Annotated in this window: 15 protein-coding genes; 6 read left to right on the forward strand and 9 right to left on the reverse strand. The window is 69.1% G+C overall.

Translation table 11 applies throughout. The features are described from left to right. Positions 1-14: 14 nt before the first annotated feature. The gene (locus ACWY4P_RS02680; RefSeq protein WP_456208459.1) at positions 15-1,298 is read right to left on the reverse strand and encodes an MFS transporter; all 1,284 of its coding nucleotides are present in this window, start codon (positions 1,296-1,298) and stop codon (positions 15-17) included. 407 nt (positions 1,299-1,705) lie between these two features. Between ACWY4P_RS02680 and ACWY4P_RS02685 the strand changes: the two genes are divergently transcribed. Genes ACWY4P_RS02685 through ACWY4P_RS02695 form a run of 3 tightly spaced genes read left to right on the forward strand, consistent with a single transcriptional unit; the run spans position 1,706 to position 4,510 of the window. Then, a complete protein-coding gene (locus ACWY4P_RS02685) occupies positions 1,706-2,464 on the forward strand; it encodes an RraA family protein (protein WP_456208460.1) in 759 nt (252 codons plus the stop codon). Continuing rightward, positions 2,461-2,970, forward strand: a complete 510-nt coding sequence (locus tag ACWY4P_RS02690) for a nuclear transport factor 2 family protein (RefSeq protein ID WP_456208461.1) — start codon at positions 2,461-2,463, stop codon at positions 2,968-2,970. Before ACWY4P_RS02685 ends, ACWY4P_RS02690 begins: the two co-directional genes overlap by 4 nt. A gap of 28 nt (positions 2,971-2,998) precedes the next feature. Continuing rightward, on the forward strand, positions 2,999-4,510 hold the full coding sequence (locus tag ACWY4P_RS02695) for an aldehyde dehydrogenase (NADP(+)) (protein ID WP_456208462.1): 1,512 nt from the start codon (positions 2,999-3,001) through the stop codon (positions 4,508-4,510). Here the strand turns inward: ACWY4P_RS02695 and ACWY4P_RS02700 are convergent. Further along, positions 4,494-5,408, reverse strand: a complete 915-nt coding sequence (locus ACWY4P_RS02700) for an aldose 1-epimerase family protein (RefSeq protein WP_456208463.1) — start codon at positions 5,406-5,408, stop codon at positions 4,494-4,496. The two genes, ACWY4P_RS02695 and ACWY4P_RS02700, sit on opposite strands and share 17 nt — an antisense overlap. 135 nt (positions 5,409-5,543) lie before the next feature. Between ACWY4P_RS02700 and ACWY4P_RS02705 the strand changes: the two genes are divergently transcribed. Genes ACWY4P_RS02705 through ACWY4P_RS02715 form a run of 3 tightly spaced genes read left to right on the forward strand, consistent with a single transcriptional unit; the run spans position 5,544 to position 9,051 of the window. Further along, entirely contained in the window at positions 5,544-6,992 is a 1,449-nt protein-coding gene (locus ACWY4P_RS02705) for a sugar porter family MFS transporter (protein WP_456208464.1), read from the forward strand. After that, positions 6,989-7,885 (forward strand): SDR family NAD(P)-dependent oxidoreductase, encoded by an 897-nt coding sequence (locus ACWY4P_RS02710; RefSeq protein WP_456208465.1) that lies wholly within the window; start codon positions 6,989-6,991, stop codon positions 7,883-7,885. The genes ACWY4P_RS02705 and ACWY4P_RS02710 overlap by 4 nt, the downstream gene beginning before the upstream one ends. Further along, the gene (locus ACWY4P_RS02715) at positions 7,882-9,051 is read left to right on the forward strand and encodes a mandelate racemase/muconate lactonizing enzyme family protein (RefSeq protein ID WP_456208466.1); all 1,170 of its coding nucleotides are present in this window, start codon (positions 7,882-7,884) and stop codon (positions 9,049-9,051) included. The genes ACWY4P_RS02710 and ACWY4P_RS02715 overlap by 4 nt, the downstream gene beginning before the upstream one ends. Before the next feature lie 97 nt (positions 9,052-9,148). On the opposite strand, the gene ACWY4P_RS02720 is transcribed toward ACWY4P_RS02715, so the two are convergent. From ACWY4P_RS02720 to ACWY4P_RS02750, 7 genes are all read right to left on the reverse strand, one after another. Continuing rightward, positions 9,149-9,937, reverse strand: a complete 789-nt coding sequence (locus ACWY4P_RS02720; RefSeq protein WP_456208467.1) for an IclR family transcriptional regulator — start codon at positions 9,935-9,937, stop codon at positions 9,149-9,151. Between the two features lie 112 nt (positions 9,938-10,049). Then, entirely contained in the window at positions 10,050-10,202 is a 153-nt protein-coding gene (locus ACWY4P_RS02725; protein WP_456208468.1) for a hypothetical protein, read from the reverse strand. A 230-nt stretch (positions 10,203-10,432) separates the two neighbouring features. Next, positions 10,433-11,158: a polysaccharide deacetylase family protein gene (locus ACWY4P_RS02730; RefSeq protein WP_456208469.1), complete on the reverse strand. Its 726-nt coding sequence runs from the start codon at positions 11,156-11,158 to the stop codon at positions 10,433-10,435. A 279-nt stretch (positions 11,159-11,437) separates the two neighbouring features. Continuing rightward, on the reverse strand, positions 11,438-12,337 hold the full coding sequence (locus tag ACWY4P_RS02735; RefSeq protein ID WP_456208470.1) for an HpcH/HpaI aldolase/citrate lyase family protein: 900 nt from the start codon (positions 12,335-12,337) through the stop codon (positions 11,438-11,440). Beyond that, positions 12,334-13,206: a hypothetical protein gene (locus tag ACWY4P_RS02740; RefSeq protein ID WP_456208471.1), complete on the reverse strand. Its 873-nt coding sequence runs from the start codon at positions 13,204-13,206 to the stop codon at positions 12,334-12,336. The genes ACWY4P_RS02735 and ACWY4P_RS02740 overlap by 4 nt, the downstream gene beginning before the upstream one ends. Before the next feature lie 30 nt (positions 13,207-13,236). Then, a complete protein-coding gene (locus ACWY4P_RS02745; protein ID WP_456208472.1) occupies positions 13,237-14,619 on the reverse strand; it encodes an MFS transporter in 1,383 nt (460 codons plus the stop codon). A 140-nt stretch (positions 14,620-14,759) separates the two neighbouring features. Next, entirely contained in the window at positions 14,760-16,238 is a 1,479-nt protein-coding gene (locus tag ACWY4P_RS02750; RefSeq protein WP_456208473.1) for an aldehyde dehydrogenase, read from the reverse strand. Positions 16,239-16,288: the final 50 nt, after the last annotated feature.

Raw genomic sequence — 16,288 nt, forward strand, 5'->3', positions numbered from 1 at the left:
TGGACCCTCCCGGATCACTTTTCGAGATGATGTGCGGGGGCGTGCCGCGCGGCCTTTGTGGATTCCTTTTTCCGGGAGAGGCCGGAGTTCTCGTCCTCGTTTTCACGGATGAGGAAGGAGGCGAGTGCGGCGATGAGGGAGAAGACGGCGAGACCGACAAGGCCCCATTGCGTGCTGCCCGTCTGCTGTTTGACAAGCCCGAATCCGTAAGGCGCGACAAAGCCGCCGAGATTCGCTATCGAGTTGATGACGGCGATGGCGACGCCGATCACCATCGGGTGGACGGTGCGCTGGACGATGGGCCAGAAGATCGGGCTGATGCTCTTGAAGCCCATGGCGGCGATCGTGAGCATCGCCAGGGCGAGCCAAGGGGAGGAGACGGCGGCGAGGTAGGAGCCGACGGCCGCGGCGACGAGGGCTCCGATGAGCAGCGGCTTGCGCCGGTCGGTGTGGTCTCCGATCCGGGCGAGCAGGAACATGGCGACCATGGCGAAGACCCACGGCACGGAGGAGAGCAGACCCACGGTGACGTCGTTGGTGCCGTCGATGTTCCGGACGATCGACGGCAGCCAGAAGGTGTTGGCGTAGATCGACATCTGGACCGAGAAGTAGATGAAGACGAACAGCAGGATCTTCGGGTCGCGCAGCACGGACCAGAAGGTCCGGCGGTCACTGCCGTGCCGGTTCACATACTCCGCGTCCTCCGCTTCGATGGCGGCGGTGAGCTCGTGCTTCTCCTCGGCGGTGAGCCAGCGCGCGTCCTCGATCCGGGAGTCGAGACGGAAGAAGGCGAAGACACCGATGGCGACCGACATGGCCCCCTCGATCAGGAACATCCACTGCCAGCCCCTGAGTCCGAAGGTGCCGTCCATCCCCAGCAGCGGACCCGACACGGGCCCGGAGACGGAGAACGCCACGAGCGCGCCGACGGCGTACCGCGCGTTGGCCCTGCCCCGGTAGGCGTTGGGCAGCCACTTCGCCAGGTAATACAGAACGGCGGGTACGAAGCCGGCTTCGGCCATCCCGAGAAGGAACCGCAGCACGTAGAAGCTGGTGGGCCCCTGCGCGAAGAGCATGCACGCCGAGACGACGCCCCAGCTCACACAGATCCTGGACAGCCATATCTTGGGGCCGAATCGCTTCATCAGCAGGTTGCTCGGCACCTCGAAGATGAAGTAGGCGATGAAGAAGAGTCCCGCACCGAGCCCGTAGGCGGTGGCCCCTATTCCCAGATCGGCTTCGAGATGGCTTTCGGCGTAGCCGATATTGGAGCGGTTGAGCTGATTGCACATCATCATGATGGCAAACAGCGGAATGACTCTGCGCATTATCTTGGCGACGGCGCTGGAGAGGGGGGTCGCTTTCGGAATCCGCGACGGGGACGTGGTGCTGGGGGAATCGGTGCTGCCGGGAAGGGATGTCATGGTGCGGCCGTCTCTTCCGTCGTCATTGACAGGAGCCAGTAGGACACCCTCCACATCCAGTCCCAATGGATGAGATGACGTGTCGACTGGCGGGACACACCGTAGGTTCGACCCGGGGTGGCGTCAAGGAGCAACGCTTGATTCCCATTCAATGGGAATTAGTTTCTCCCACTAGGAATCTGAGGTGGTGCGGTGTTAGCGTTCCGGCACACCAGTCGCGACCGCGTGGCCGCTCCCATCCGACGGACGTACGCGCCACGGCGGTCAGAAAGGACGATCAGGTGTCCCTAGACGCATCGGCGCCCTTGGACGGCGCCGTCTTCGAGCAACTCGGCGAGGTGAGCACCGCGACCCTCGCAACCCAGCTGTACAAGCGCGGGATGCGGCAGCCGTTCCTCGTGGGTCTCTCGCCCATCGGTGGAGGCTTCGACGGGTTCGTGGGTGAGGCGTTCACCATGCGCTTCATCCCGTCCCGCGAGGACGCCGATCCGGTAGGCGACCCCTACAGGACCGGCAATGTCCTTCAGTGGGAGGCGGTGGAGAGCCTCGGCCCCCGCCAGGTGCTCGTCGTCGACAGCCGGAACGACACATCGGCCGCGTCGGCGGGCGACATGCTCGTGACGCGGGCCATGAAGCGCGGCGCCGCCGGCTTCGTCACCGACGGCGCCTTCCGTGACGGCGCCGCGATCGCCGAACTCGGCTTCCCGGCCTATGCGCGTGCCACCACAGCCACCACCCGGCCGGCGGCGTTCCACGTCGCCGACCTCAACGTGCCCATTGCCTGCGCGGGTGTCGCGGTCTACCCGGGAGACATCCTCGTGGGCGACCGCGACGGGGTCATCGTCGTGCCACGGTCTCTCGCCGCGGAGATCGCCGAGCCCTCCGTCGAGCAGGAGCGGCTGGAGGGGTGGCTCCAGCAGCGGGTGCGGGACGGGCAACCGCTGTGGGGCACCTACCCGCCCAGCGCCGAGACCCTCAAGGAATACGAGGACTGGAAGTCCGCCCGCCAGGAACGCCAGAACCAGGAGGCCCGCGCATGAGCCCCTTCGCCGATCTTTCCCCGGCCGCACAACGAGCCCGGATGGAATCCACGATCCGCACCTACTTCGACGGCTGCAACGAGGCCGACGTGGCCAAGATGGCCGCCCAGTTCACCCCCGACGCGGTCCACTACTTCCCGCCCGGCCTGGAAGGACCGTGGGTCGGCAACACGGTGATCGCCGAAAACTGGCGCCGGCTCGTCCTCACCATCGGTTCCGCCTGGTCCATCGAACGCCTCGTCGTCGAGCCCGAGACCTTCCAGGCCGTCATCGAGTGGACTCACTGGAAGACCAGGTCCGGCGGTTACCTCCGGGGTGACGAGTGGTACCGCTTCGACCCCGACACGGGCCTGATCACCGAGATCCGCGCCTTCTACGCCGCGGCATCCGACGGGCGATCCGAGGTGACGCTGGAGGGCTACGACTACGCCGCCAACGGCCACCACATGAAGCCGCCCGTCGGGCGCCCCCATCCCGATGCCGAATACTCCGGCACCGAACACTGACCGCACCGCACTTGACCAGGGAAATCCTGTGAACGTCATACAGAGCATCGACCCGAGCACCGGCCGCGCCGTCGACGACGTCGCGACCCCGACCACCCCGAAGGAACTCGACGCCGTCGTCGAACGCGCCGTCACCGCATCCCTTCCGTACGAGCGCGGTGGACGCCCGCTGCGTGCCGCGGTCCTGCGGGCCGTCGCGGACAGGCTGGAGGACCGACGGCCGGAGATCGTCGCCCTCGCGATGCGGGAGACCGCCCTTACCGAGGCGCGTCTGGGCGGCGAGCTGACCCGCACCGTCCACCAGGCCCGCCTGTTCGCCGAGGTCGTCGAGGACGGCGGCTTCCTGGAGGCAACCGTCGACCACGCGGGCGAGACACCGATGGGCGCCGGACCCGACCTGCGCCGCATGCTGGTCCCGCTCGGGCCGGTCGCGGTCTTCGGGGCGAGCAACTTCCCCCTGGCGTTCTCCGTGCCGGGCGGGGATACGGTGTCAGCACTGGCCGCCGGATGTCCCGTCGTTCTCAAGGCCCACGATTCCCACCCGGCCCTGTCACGGCTGGTCTTCGAGACGATGGTCACGGCCATCGCGGCGGCCGGCGGTCCGGACGGGCTGGTGGGGCTGATGTTCGGCCGGGAGGCGGGCACCGCCCTGGTCGCCCACCCGGACATCAAGGCCGTGGGATTCACCGGCTCCCTCACCGGCGGCAGGGCGCTGCTCGACCTTGTCAACGCACGCCCGGATCCGATCCCGTTCTACGGTGAGCTGGCCGGCCTGAACCCGGTGGTCATCACCGAAGGCGCGGCGCGGGCCCGGCCGTCCGAGATCGCGGCAGGACTCGTCGCCTCGGTGACGGGTTCGGCCGGGCAACTGTGCACCAAGCCCGGTCTTGTCCTCGTCCCGGCCGGGGAAGCGGGGAACGCGCTGGTCGCCGAGGCCGCCCGGCTCATCGACCAGGCGTCCGCCGCCACTCTGCTCAACTCCCGCATCGCCGCCGCGTACGAGGCCGGCACGGAGGAACTGCGCCACCGTGCCGGCGGGACGGCGGCCGCCGAGGGCGAGGTGCCGTCCGGGTCCGGGTTCTCGGTGGCGCCGCGGCTGTTCGAGGTCGACTCCGAAACGCTCGGGAACGAGCCCCCCGGAGAGTGCTTCGGCCCGGCCGCCGTCGTGGTCCGCTACGCGCCCGGCCGCGCGGAGGGTGTTCTGCGGTCTCTGCCCGCATCGCTGACGGGGACCATTCACGCCGAGGCCGATGAGACCGAGTCGGTGCGCCGTCTCACCGACGTACTGCGGCCCCTGGCCGGCCGTCTGCTCTACAACGGCTTCCCCACCGGTGTCCTCGTCTCCTGGGCGCAGCACCACGGCGGCCCCTGGCCGTCGACGAACAGCCTGCACACCTCGGTGGGTCCATATGCGGTACGGCGCTTTCTGCGCCCTGTCACCTGGCAGGACGCTCCGCAGGAGGTTCTTCCCGAAGAGCTGCGGGACGGCTTCGCCGGGATTCCCCGGCGTGTCGACGGACGGCTCACCGTGCCGTCCTGATCTCGACGCTGAGGCCGAACTTCCGTGACTGGCCCGCGGAGAGGTGGAACTGGCCGGGTTTCACTGCGTATGCGTCATGTTCGCCGTACTCGCCGTACTCGCTGTCGAGTCCGATCGGAGCGGGCAGGCCGTACCACGGCTCGACGCACAGCAGATCGCCCTGGGGCGGCGACCACAGGGCCAGCTGCCGAAATCCGTGCCAGCTCAGCGTCACCCTCGGCGAGCCCGGGGCGCTGTAGGTGAGGCACGAACTGTTGAGTGCCTCGAGGATCAACGCGCCGTCGGCGAAGAGGGCCTCGTCCAGGCGGAGTGTCCGACCGCGCACGGGCGTGGGGTACCGCTCGGGGAGCAGCAGGACGTCCTCAACCCGTCGTACGGGCGCGGGTTCCGGCCGCTCGAAGAGCACCGTGTGGTCGCGCTTCTCGGCCGTGCCGGGCAGCGGCCAGCGAAAGCCCGGATGGACACCCAGCGACGCCGACAGCGTCCCTGGGCCCGGGTTGTGCACGGAGTACGACACCGTGAGTCGGCTGCCCTCGACCGCGTAGCCGACCGTGAGGCGGAAAGGGAACGGGAAGAGCCGACGGGATGCCGCGTCATCGCTCAGCGTGAGGACCGCGGTGGTGCCGTCGTGGCGCTCGACCGTGAAGCGCCGGTCACGGGCGAACCCGTGCTTGGGCATCGCGTAGAACGCGCCGTCGTGCCGCAGCCGATCGCCGTTCATCCGGCCGATGACGGGGAAGAGCAGCGGCGCGTGCCAGGGCCAGGCCTGCTTCGCCTGCCAGAGCAGTTCCGTTCCCCCGCGCCGCCCCTCCGAGCGGTATCGCAGCGAGCACAACTCGGCGCCCTGCTCGTCGACCTCGGCTGTCACATCACTGGTGCCGATGCGAATCCGTGACATCTGTAGCTCCCTACGACATGAACCGGCCATTGCGGCCGGGGGCGTCCTGCCCTACCGTCAACACACTACTTCCCATTGAATGACGCTCCATCCCAATAGCTGGGACGCTAGGGTGGGCGTCGCAAGGAGGCGACCATGACGAACTCAGTCAGTGCCGCTGTCAGAGCCGCAGACCAGCCGACGAAGGGAGCGGGAACTCCACACCCGCGGCCGCCACGCCCGGCGGTGATCTACTTCTTCGGCGCCCTCGGCGGCATTCTGTTCGGCTACGAGACAGGCGTCATCGCAGGCGCCCTGACCTACATCCAGGAGACACCGGGCTTCCCCGCCAGTGCGGTCACCACGGGGCTGATCGTCGGCGGCATCGCGGGCGGTGCCGTACTCGGCGCCCTTGTCGCCGGGCGGCTCGCCGACCGCTTCGGCCGCCGACCCGTGATCTTCGTGATCGGTCTGATCTACATCGTCGGCTCACTCGCCTGCGCGGTGGCACAGAACAACACCTGGCTCATCGCCGCCCGGATCTTCCTGGGGCTCGCGGTGGGCGGCTCGTCCTCCCTCGTGCCGGTCTATCTGTCGGAGATGGCACCGGCCCGTACCCGGGGCCGGCTCGCCGGACTGAACCAGCTGATGATCGTGACCGGGCTGTTGCTCGGCTACCTCACCAACCTCGCCCTGTCCGGCAGCGGTGACTGGCGGACGATGCTGGCCACGGGAGCCGCCCCGGCCGTCGTCCTGATCGCGGGGCTGAAGCTACTGCCGGAAAGTCCCCGCTGGCTGATTCTCCACGGTCGCGAGCAGGAGGCCCGGACGCTGCTCGCCGGAACCCGCTCGCCCGAGGAGGCGGACCGTGACATCGCGGCCATCCGCGAGGTGACCACGCACACCCCGCACCGCCGCGAGTTGCTCGCCGGCTGGATCCGGCCGGCGATGGTGATCGGCATCGGCATTCCGATCCTGACCCAGTACACCGGGCTCAACATCGTCACCTACTACGCTCCCACGATCTTCGAGAGCCTCGGCCTGCCGCACAAGAACGCCCTGTACTTCACGATCATCCTGGGCACCGTGAAGGTCCTCTCCGTCCTGGTCGGCCTTCAGCTGATCGACCGGCTCGGCCGCCGGTTCCTGTTCGTCGCCGGGAGCGCGGCCATGGCCGTGTGCATGAGCTGGATGGCGTACGAGGCATCGCGCGGCGACGCCATGAGTCCGGGCGCCATGCTCACCGCGATGAGCATCATGTTCGTCAGCTACTCCCTGACGTGGGGGCCCGTGAACTGGGTGGTCCTCGGCGAGATCTTCCCGCTGCGGGTCCGGGGCGCGGCGATGGGTATCGCCGGCATGGTCACCTGGCTGGCCACCCTCGGCATCACCTTCGGCTTCCCCGTCATGCGCGACGCCTGGGGTCTGACCAACACCATGATCTTCTTCGTCGGCGGTAACATCCTCGGCTTCCTCTTCTGCAAGGTCTTCGTGCACGAGACCCGGGGCCGCACCCTCGAGGAGATCGAGGAAGACCTCCGCGAGCGGTACGACCGCAAGCAGCAGGGCAAGAGCGCTCACATCGAGAACGGAAGCACGTCATGATTCACCCCCTCGATCCCGAGGCGGAGCACGGCGGCAACCCGCCCCGCGGGTACGGCCTGCTGCGCGGGCGGACGGCACTGGTGACCGGGGGCGCCCGCAACATCGGCCGGGGGATCGCCCTGCGCTTCGCCGCCGAGGGCGCACAGGTCGTGGTCGCGGACACCGCGGCCGAGGCGGCGGACGCCACGGTGAAACACATCCACGCGGCCGGCGGAAACGCCCTCGCCGTCGTCACCGACCTGTGCACGGAAGCCGGCGCCGAAGAGGCGTTCGCCGCCGCCGAGAGCCACTTCGGCCTCGTCGACACCCTCGTCAACAACGCCTACGCCCGCGTGGACACGCGCGCCTTCGGCCCCTTCCTGCGGCTCACCGGGGAGGTGTGGGACGCGTTCCACCGGGTCAATCTGGGGCTTCTGTTCCACCCCACCCACCGCATGGCCCGAGCACTCGCCAACGCCGGAAAGCCCGGCACCGTGGTCAACATCAGCTCCCACGCCGCCGCCCGCGCCCACCGCAACCACATCCCCTACGACACGGTCAAGGGCGGTGTGGACGCCTTCACCCGGGCCGTCGCCATCGACCTCGCCCCCTGGAACATCCGGGTCAACGCACTGCGCCCCGGCTCCGTGGAGGTCGACACCAGCGACCCCGACCCCCAGGCCCGCCACTTCCGGGCCGCGCAGATCCCCCTGAACCGCGAGGGAACCCCCGACGACATCGCCACCAGCGCGGTATACCTCGCCTCTCCCCTGTCGCAGTGGGTCACCGGGCAGGTCTTCAACGTCGACGGCGGCATGGCGGCGCAGGCCCGTCCGCCGCAGAGCGAGAACGGCCCGGTATGGACCCCGGGGAACATCGACGACTACGACGCCACCCGGGAAGGGCGGGCATGAGCACACGAACCGTCGTCACCGAAGTCGAGACCTTCCCCCTCGAGGCGCACCTGCCGGACGGCGGCTACGGTGCCTCAAAGGTCCGGCTGCCGGTGCGCGTCGCCACCCTGGTGAAGGTCACCACCTCGGACGGCGCCGTCGGCTGGGGGGAATCCTTCGGCCCGCCGCGACTGATCGCCCCGTTCCTCGCCGAACAGGCCGAGGCGCTGGTGGGGCAACCCTCCGACATCCGGGAAGACCGCATCCTGGACCGGCTCTCCCTCGGCTACCACCTCACCGCCGGTGGCCCACACATCGCGGCCGCCAGCGGCATCGACATCGCGCTGTGGGACGCGCAGGCCCGCGCGTTCGGCGTACCGGTGGCCCACCTGCTGGGCGGCCGGCTCCATGACCGGGTCGACGCCTACGCCTCCTCCGGCTACGTCACCGCCAGCCGTGATCCCGCCGAGTTCCGGGACGTGATGGCCGCCCACGCCGCCGAGGGCTTCACCGCCGTCAAGATCAAGATCGGGCTCTCCCCGAATGAGGACCGGCAGCGTACCGCTGCCGCCCGCGCGGCCATGGGCGACGACGGCCTGGTGATCGTCGACTACAACGCCAACTGCACCGTCGCGACCGTCCGCCGTTCCCTGGCCCGGCTGCGCGACCTCGACCCCTACTGGGTGGAGGAGCCGCTGCCGCCCGAGGACAGCGTCGGCTGGCGCGAACTGCGCGACGTACACCTGCCGCTCTCCGGTGGCGAAGCCCTCTACACCCGCTACGGCTTCCGGGACGCCATCGCCGAGCACCGCTTCGACATCGTCCAGCCCGACCTTGCCAAATGCGGCGGTTTCACCGAGGCCCAGGCCATCCGCCAGCTCGCCGCGGCCTTCAACCTGCGGCTGTCCCCGCACTGCTGGGGTACCGGGGTCGTCCAGGCCGCGACGCTTCAATTGCTGTCGGCGGTACCCCGGGCACCTTTCGGCATGGCCGGCGGGGAGCCGCTGATCTTCGAGTTCGACCGGGGCGAGAACCCGCTGCGTGAAGGCGTCCTCGCAACCCCCCTCACACCGGAGAACGGCACCGTGGCCATCCCCGACGGCCCCGGCATCGGGGTCACCGTCGACGAGGAATGGGCACGCGCCCACCGCCTGGAGGATCACAGCATCCTGGTCCGGACGCGCTGACCCCAGCACACCGGCCCCAGCACACCGGCCCCAGCACACCGGTCCCGGCGCACCGGCCGTGCCACCCGCCCGATGGCGTCGCGCGGCCGGCCGGTGCTCAGCGCCGCACGTGGCCGAGGCCCGCTGAAATCTCGGCGGCCGCCTCGGCCACGAGCGGACCGACTTCGCTCAGGATCCGTTCCATGCGCTCCGCCACTCCGGCAACGCTGATCGCCGCGACGGGCTTGCCGGTGTGATCGTAAACAGCGGCCCCACAGCAACAACTGGACTCATCGAACTCACGCCGATCCTCCGACCAGCCGCGCTCCCGCGTCTCCTGGAGGATCTTCCGCAGCGCACCGACCGAGTCCTCATCCACCGGGGACTCGCCCGAAGCCACGAGCTCTCCCAGTTTCTCCTCCAACGCCTGCTGCGGGAGAGCCGCCAGGTAAGCCCGCCCCAGCGACGTGCAGTGCAGCGGCCGCCCCGCTCCCAGCTCGCTCGTCACCGCCACCGGACGCGGACCGCGCTCGCGATGCACGAACACCATGTTCACACCGTTCGGCACCCCGAGGCTGGCCGTCTCGCGGGTTTCACGCATCAGCCGCGAGATGACCGGCATCGCCGTGGCGGTGAGGTCCGTCGAGCCCACCGCCGCGGAAGCCAGTCGCGTGGCCGAAGGCCCGAGCCGCAACAGCCCGCTCCCCTGCTCCACGGCGAGCCAGCCACCCTCGACAAGCCGGTCGACCAGCCTGTAGGCGGTACTGCGGCTCAGCCCCAGCGCCGCGGCGAGATCCTGTGTGGAACACGTGCGGGCCACGGCCATGTGATCGAGTATGGCCAGGCCACGGTCGAGAGCGCCGGAACCCGGCCCGAGGACGGAGGAGGTGGTGGCGGGCGAGGTCATGCAGCCTCCGTGAGTGAAACGCGGTATCAATCATTGAGACTACCTGGTGGAGGGAGTCAGTACAGCGCACACCACGGGGTGGGAGGGAGATTTCCCTCCCTGGATGACACCGTCAGGTGAAAAACCCTATGTAGGACGAGGCGAGGCTGGAAACCAGCCAGTACAGCCCGTAGGCGATGCCGACGATGATCAACACTGCCAGCACGTTGTCTATCTTGCCGACCAGGGTGGACGGAGGTCGGGGCTCCAGGTCATGTGAGCTCATCCGTGCAAGATACGACAAGAAGTAGGTGTGTGTGGCGGCTTGTTAAAGTTTCGGCGGCCACCGGTTCACCTCACCCGGCATTGACACGGTCGTCGTGGGCGGCGACGCGGCCTCGAGATCGTCCGACCGCTCCCCCGCGTTCACGTGAGCCGGGGCGCCGGAGACGCTGGTCACGCCCCGGCACCCCGGACCCCGCCGATCTCGTGGGGACGACGGTGGAGCCGACGGGCTCAGGGAGCGGTGACGACCGCGCCGCCACCGGCTCCGGCGGTGATCCGGCCGGGGCACAGCCCCCGTGCGGCGAGCCCGCTGAGGATCTGCGGCACGGCGCTGACGGTGCTCTGGTAACCACCGTCGTGCATGAGGATGATGCTGCCGGCCCGCATGGTGGCCGCGGCCTGGACGATCTGCTGTGTGCTGGCGCCGTTCCAGTCCTGGGAGTCCACGCTCCACAGGACCTCGGTCAGCCCGAGGCGGGCCTCGTCCGACTTGACCTGCGCATTGGTCTCCCCATAAGGCGGCCGGAAGAGGGTGGGCGTCTGTCCGGTGATGCGCTGGATGGTGCTCTGGGCGGTGGCGATCTCGTTGTACGCGGCCGGTTCGCCGATCTGGGTGAGGTGGGGGTGCGTGGAGGTGTGGTTGGCGATCCACATGCCCGCCGCCTGCTCGGCCCTGAGCAGGTCCGGGTGCTGTTCGGCGTGCTGCCCCCAGATGAAGAAGGTGGCCCTGGCCCCGCCGGCCCGCAGAGCGGTGAGCAGCGCCTGCGTCGATGCGGGGTTCGGTCCGTCGTCGTACGTCAGACCCACGTACCCGTTGGGGCAGTTGGCCCAGACCGCGGCGCCGCGTGCCTCCCCGGGCGTGGCCGCCGGGGACGGAGCCACCGAGAACGCCGCCATCGCGGCCGTGGCCGCGGCGATGAGCGCGATCCGTATACGGTTGCGCGCGCTTCTGAGCATTCTTCCTCCTAGAGCGCAGGTTCGGGTAAGGGCGATTTCACGCGGCCGGCGACGGGCCGCCCGCCGAGGGGACCGTCCGGCCGTGCTCGAGGTGCATCTTTCGCAGCGTCGCCGGTCCCGCCGCAAGGCTGTTCCGGCGGCGACGGTTGTGTGCCGATTGGCAACGATCGATGCGGAGTATGCTGCGAGACTGACGTAACGTCAACGCTTTCTTCCGGAATTATTCCGGAAGGAACTTCCTCTCCCGTTTCCGCTGATGACCTTCTGAGCTGTACCTTCTCAGCACAGTTCGGTGGCACCCGGCCGAGATGGGGATCTTGGGGTTGTCGGGTCCGAAAAATTTCCGGTAATCCGTTGCGCCAGCACGCGCTGCGCGCGTGCCAGGACCGGCTTGTCGACCATCTGTCCGTCGACCGTGGTGACCGTGTCCCCCGCGTCGAGGACGGCACGTGCCCACCGCAACTCGCTCTCGGACGGGGAGAATCCGTCAGCGACCGCCCTGAGTTGTGCGGGGTGGACACAGAGCTTTCCGGTGAAGCCCAGGCGTCGGGCGTGGGCGACGTCGGCGGAGAGCGCTTCCGCGTCCCGTACGGCGGTGGTGACACCGTCGACCGGCGGACTGATGGTGGCTGCGGCCGAGGCGAGGACGAGAGCGGAGCGCGCGTGGGTCAGCGCGATGTGGTCGTCGTGGGCGACGCCGAGCTGGGCGGCGAGGTCGACGTTGCCGAAGGCGGCCCGGACGACGCCCGGGGTGGCGCACACCTCGCGGGCCCGTTCCACTCCGAGGGCCGTCTCGATGAGCGCGACGAGCGGGCAGCGCCCGGCCGTGCGGGCGGAGATGTCCGCGAGGACGGCCGGGTCCTCCGCCTTGGGCACCATCACCGGGCAGCCGTGGTCGGCGGCCGTGCGCAGATCGGCTTCGAACCAAGGAGTTCCGGGCGGGTTGATCCGTACGACCGCCCGGTTGCCGCGGGCGACCCAGGCGGCGGCGTGGTCACGGGAGCGTTCCTTGTCCTCGGCGGCGACCGCGTCCTCCAGGTCGATGATGACCAGGTCGGCGCCGGAGGAGGCTGCCTTGTCGAAGCGGTCGGGCCGGTGTCCGGGCACGAAGAGCAGAGTGCGCGCCGTGGTGACGTGGTCCGTGGCCGGGCTCGAACGGTCGCCGTTCAGGGTGCTCATGCGAACGTCACCTCGGCGGTGGCGTGCCGTGCCTCCCGATGAGTGGCGATGCGGAGCTCGGCCTGCCCGTCGGAGGTGGTGCCGTCGGCCAGGATGCGTTCGCCGGCGAAGACCGGTCGCCGCAGCCGGTAGGACAGCGTGCGTACCTGGCGCTCGGGGACATTGCGGCGGACCAGTTCGAGCATGAGCAGCGCCAGCAGCGGGCCGTGGACAACGAGGCCCGGATAGTCCTCCGCGTCGCGGCAGTACGGCGTGTCGTAGTGGATGCGGTGTGCGTTGGCGGTCAGGGCGCTGAACCGGAACAGCAGCGTCGGGTCCGGTTGCAGGCTCAGCTGCCACGGGCCCTCGGGCGTGGGGATGGCCTGGTCGTCGAGTGCGGTCGGGTGCTGCCCGCCCGCACCACGGCCCGAGCGGTAGACGATGTCCTGTTCCTCGACCATGCACGTGCGGCCGGACTGCCGGAACTCCTGGCGCTCGGTGACGAACAGCAGCTCGCCCGTGCGGCCCTGCTTAGGCGTCACCGCGCGCAGGCTGCTGACGCGTTCGGTGGGCTCGCCGAGGCGCAGCGGTTCGGTGATCTCGCAGCGTCCTCCGGCGAACATGCGCTGCCGGTCGGGGATGGGTGGCAGGAAGCGGGCGTCACGCAGGTGTCCGTCAGTGCCCAGCTCGTGCTGGGCGGGCCAGTACAGAAAGTAGAACCACTGCCACAGGGGTGGCAGCGGATCTCCGGTTCCGGCAGCCGTGTCGGACAGATCGAGGAGTGCGGACACGGCGCTGACCGGAACCGGGTTCAGGGGGTCCTCGTCGGTGACCGGCGCCGGGTGCCACGACGTGACGTAGGAGCTGAGCGGGGGCGAGGTGGATCGCATGGTCTGTCCTTGCGTGCGGCTCAACAGCCCTCAGGTGAGCGGGGCGGTAGTCGGTGGGTTCGGGTTCGAGTTCGGGCTCATGGTGGCGGGGGTCGGCGTGGTCTCCAGGAGGGAGGAGCGGGACGGTTCGCGTACCACGAGAGTGGCCAGGAAGGTCACGGCGATGCACGCGGTGACGTACCAGAAGAAGACCACTTCGTGGCCGCCCTTCTTCAGGGCCAGCGCGACAGGTTCGGTCAGCCCGCCGAAGGTGGCGGTGACCAGGGCGTGCGGCAGGCCCACGCCGAGAGCCCGGACCTTGGTGGGGAACATCTCGGCCTTGATGACGGCGGCCAGGGCAGAGTATCCGCTGACGAAGGTCAGCCCGGCGGTCATCAGGAGGAAGGCGAACCAGGGATTACTCGTATGGCCCAGCAGGGTCATGATCGGGACCGTCAGGAGCATGCCGCAGACGGAGAAGCCGAACATGACCGGGCGGCGTCCGATGCGGTCGGACAGGGCGCCGGCGACCGGTTGCAGCAGCATGTACACGAACAGGGCGAAGAAGCCGATGAGGGAGACGGTCGACTTCGCGATGCCGGCGGTGTTCACCAGGTACTTCTGCAGGTACGTGGTGTAGGTGTAGAAGGCGACGGTGCCGCCGATGGCGAGCCCGAAGACCGCTATCAGCTGACGGGGGTACTCAGTGAACAGGGCGACCAGGCCCTTGCGCTCCCGTGTGGCCGGATCCTGGGCGGCGGCCTTCGCCTGCTCCTGCTGGAAGTGCTGGGACTCCTCCATGGAACGGCGCAGGTACATCACGACCAGGCCGGCCACGGCGCCGATCACGAACGGGATGCGCCAGCCCCAGCTCTTCAACTCGTCCTCGGCGAGCAGGTTCTGCAGGACGATCGCCACGAGCAGGGCGGCGAGTTGGCCGAGCACGATGGACACGTACTGAAAGCTGGAGTAGAAACCGCGCCGTCCGGGGGGAGCGATCTCGGCGAGGTAAGAGGCGCTGGAGCCGAACTCGCCGCCGACCGAGAGCCCTTGGGCCAGACGGGCCAGGACCAGGAGGGCCGGGGCCCAGATGCCGATGGCCTGGTGGCTCGGGATGATGGCGATGGTGAGCGAGCCGGCGCTCATCAAGGTGACCGACAAGGTCAGCGCGCGTCGGCGGCCGAACCGGTCCGCGTACGCTCCGAGCAGCCAGCCGCCCAAGGGGCGCATGAGGAAGCCGACGGCGAAGACGACCGCCGTGGAGAGGAGTTGGGCGGTCTGGTCGCCTTCGGGGAAGATCACGGCCGCGAAGTAGATGCTGAAGGTGGCGTAGGCGAACCAGTCGTACCACTCGATCAGGTTGCCCAGGCAGCCGCGTATGACGTTGGCGGTGATCCGGGATCGTTCGGGGACGGGGGTGCGTGGCAGCGACATAGGTGGCTCCATTGCTCTAGTCGCAGAGGAGGCGGCCTTCGCGGCGCCCGAGCCGCGAAGGCAACCCTGAGTGAGGAAAAACCGATCTCCGTTCGGTGGATGCGGTGGATGCGGTGGAGCGGTGGGACCGGCGGGAGGCGTCAGCGTAGGACGAAGGGGTTGCCGGTGGGGGCTCCGGTGTTGATCCAGACGCTCTTGTCCTCCAGGTAGGCGCTGATGGCGCCGATACCGTTCTCCCGGCCGATACCGGAGTCCTTGAAACCGCCGAAGGGCGCCAGGTAGCTCACCGCACGGTAGGTGTTCACCCACACCGTGCCGGAGCGGATGCGGTCGGCCATCCGGAAGGCACGGCCGATGTCGCTGGTCCACACACCCGCCCCGAGGCCGTAGCGGCTGTCGTTGGCGATCCCGAGGGCGTCGTCCTCGTCCGTGAACGGGATGACCGCGAGGACGGGGCCGAAGACCTCCTCCTGGGCGATGCGCATGCTGTTGCGCACCCCGGTGAAGATGGTCGGCTCGACGAACCAGCCGCTGCCGCATTCGGGACGGGTGGCGGCCTGCCCGCCCAGCGCGAGTGCGGCGCCCTCTCGCTGGGCGATGTCGATGTAGTCGAGGACCTTGGCGTACTGTGCGGGTGTGGTGATGGGCCCGACCTGGGTGGTCTCGTCCATCGGGTCGCCCATGCGGGCGCTGCCCGCGAGCTCCACGACCTTGCGGACGACCTCGTCGTGCACATCCTCCTGGACCAGGAGCCGGGAGCCGGCGATGCAGGTCTGCCCGGTGGCGGCGAAGATGCCGGAGACGGCGCCGTTCACGGCGGCGTCGAGGTCGGCGTCGGCGAAGACGACGTTCGGTGACTTGCCGCCGAGTTCAAGGCTGACGTGCTTGAAGTCGCGGGCTGCGACCTCGTTGATACGGCGGCCCGTGGCGTCCGAGCCGGTGAAGGTGATCTTGCGGACCAGCGGGTGCTCGACGAGGGCGGCTCCGACATCGTGGCCGAAGCCGGTGACCACGTTGAACACGCCCGGCGGCAGCCCCGCCTCGTGGAAGAGGCGGGCCAGTTCCAGGGTGGAGGCGGAGGTGAACTCCGACGGCTTGACGACGACCGTGCAGCCGGCGGCCAGGGCGGGGGCGATCTTCCACGCGAGCAGCAGGAGCGGGGAGTTCCACGGGGTGATGACGGCGACGACCCCGACGGGCTCCTTCTTGGTGTAGGTGAAGTAGCCCTTCTTGTCCATCGGGGGCACGGTGCCCTCGATTTTGTCGGCGAGACCGCCGTAGTAGTGGAACCACTGGGGCGTGTAGCTCAGTTGCCCGTGCATCTCGGTGAAGAGCTTGCCGTTGTCGCGGACTTCGATCTCGGCGAGGTGCCGGGCGTTGGCGGCGATCGCATCGCCGAGCCGGTGGAGCAGGGCACCGCGGGCGCTGGCCGTCAACTCGGCCCATGGGCCGGTGTGCAGGGCACGTTGGGCGGCCCGCACGGCGTCGTCGACGTCTCTCGGACCGCCCTTGGCGATCTCGGCCCATCGGGTCCCCGAGTAGGGATTGTCGGTGGGGAACCATTCACCGTCGGCGGGCCTGCGGCTCTCCCCGTCGATGAACATGTCGTAGCGCTGCATGGGGAATCTCGTTTCGGCGGCCGAGGATGTGAGGTGGCCTGGTGGGTGAG

This window comes from Streptomyces sp. LZ34 (assembly GCF_053890475.1).

Excerpts from the sequence above, each read along its gene's own strand:
- ACWY4P_RS02710 (WP_456208465.1), top strand. The coding sequence starts at position 6,989 with ATGATTCACCCCCTCGATCCCGAGGCGGAGCACGGCGGCAACCCGCCC.
- ACWY4P_RS02680 (WP_456208459.1), bottom strand. The coding sequence starts at position 1,298 with ATGATGATGTGCAATCAGCTCAACCGCTCCAATATCGGCTACGCCGAA.
- ACWY4P_RS02700 (WP_456208463.1), bottom strand. The coding sequence starts at position 5,408 with ATGTCACGGATTCGCATCGGCACCAGTGATGTGACAGCCGAGGTCGAC.
- ACWY4P_RS02735 (WP_456208470.1), bottom strand. The coding sequence starts at position 12,337 with ATGAGCACCCTGAACGGCGACCGTTCGAGCCCGGCCACGGACCACGTC.
- ACWY4P_RS02725 (WP_456208468.1), bottom strand. The coding sequence starts at position 10,202 with ATGAGCTCACATGACCTGGAGCCCCGACCTCCGTCCACCCTGGTCGGC.
- ACWY4P_RS02715 (WP_456208466.1), top strand. The coding sequence starts at position 7,882 with ATGAGCACACGAACCGTCGTCACCGAAGTCGAGACCTTCCCCCTCGAG.
- ACWY4P_RS02720 (WP_456208467.1), bottom strand. The coding sequence starts at position 9,937 with ATGACCTCGCCCGCCACCACCTCCTCCGTCCTCGGGCCGGGTTCCGGC.
- ACWY4P_RS02705 (WP_456208464.1), top strand. The coding sequence starts at position 5,544 with ATGACGAACTCAGTCAGTGCCGCTGTCAGAGCCGCAGACCAGCCGACG.
- ACWY4P_RS02745 (WP_456208472.1), bottom strand. The coding sequence starts at position 14,619 with ATGTCGCTGCCACGCACCCCCGTCCCCGAACGATCCCGGATCACCGCC.
- ACWY4P_RS02690 (WP_456208461.1), top strand. The coding sequence starts at position 2,461 with ATGAGCCCCTTCGCCGATCTTTCCCCGGCCGCACAACGAGCCCGGATG.
- ACWY4P_RS02740 (WP_456208471.1), bottom strand. The coding sequence starts at position 13,206 with ATGCGATCCACCTCGCCCCCGCTCAGCTCCTACGTCACGTCGTGGCAC.
- ACWY4P_RS02730 (WP_456208469.1), bottom strand. The coding sequence starts at position 11,158 with ATGCTCAGAAGCGCGCGCAACCGTATACGGATCGCGCTCATCGCCGCG.
- ACWY4P_RS02750 (WP_456208473.1), bottom strand. The coding sequence starts at position 16,238 with ATGCAGCGCTACGACATGTTCATCGACGGGGAGAGCCGCAGGCCCGCC.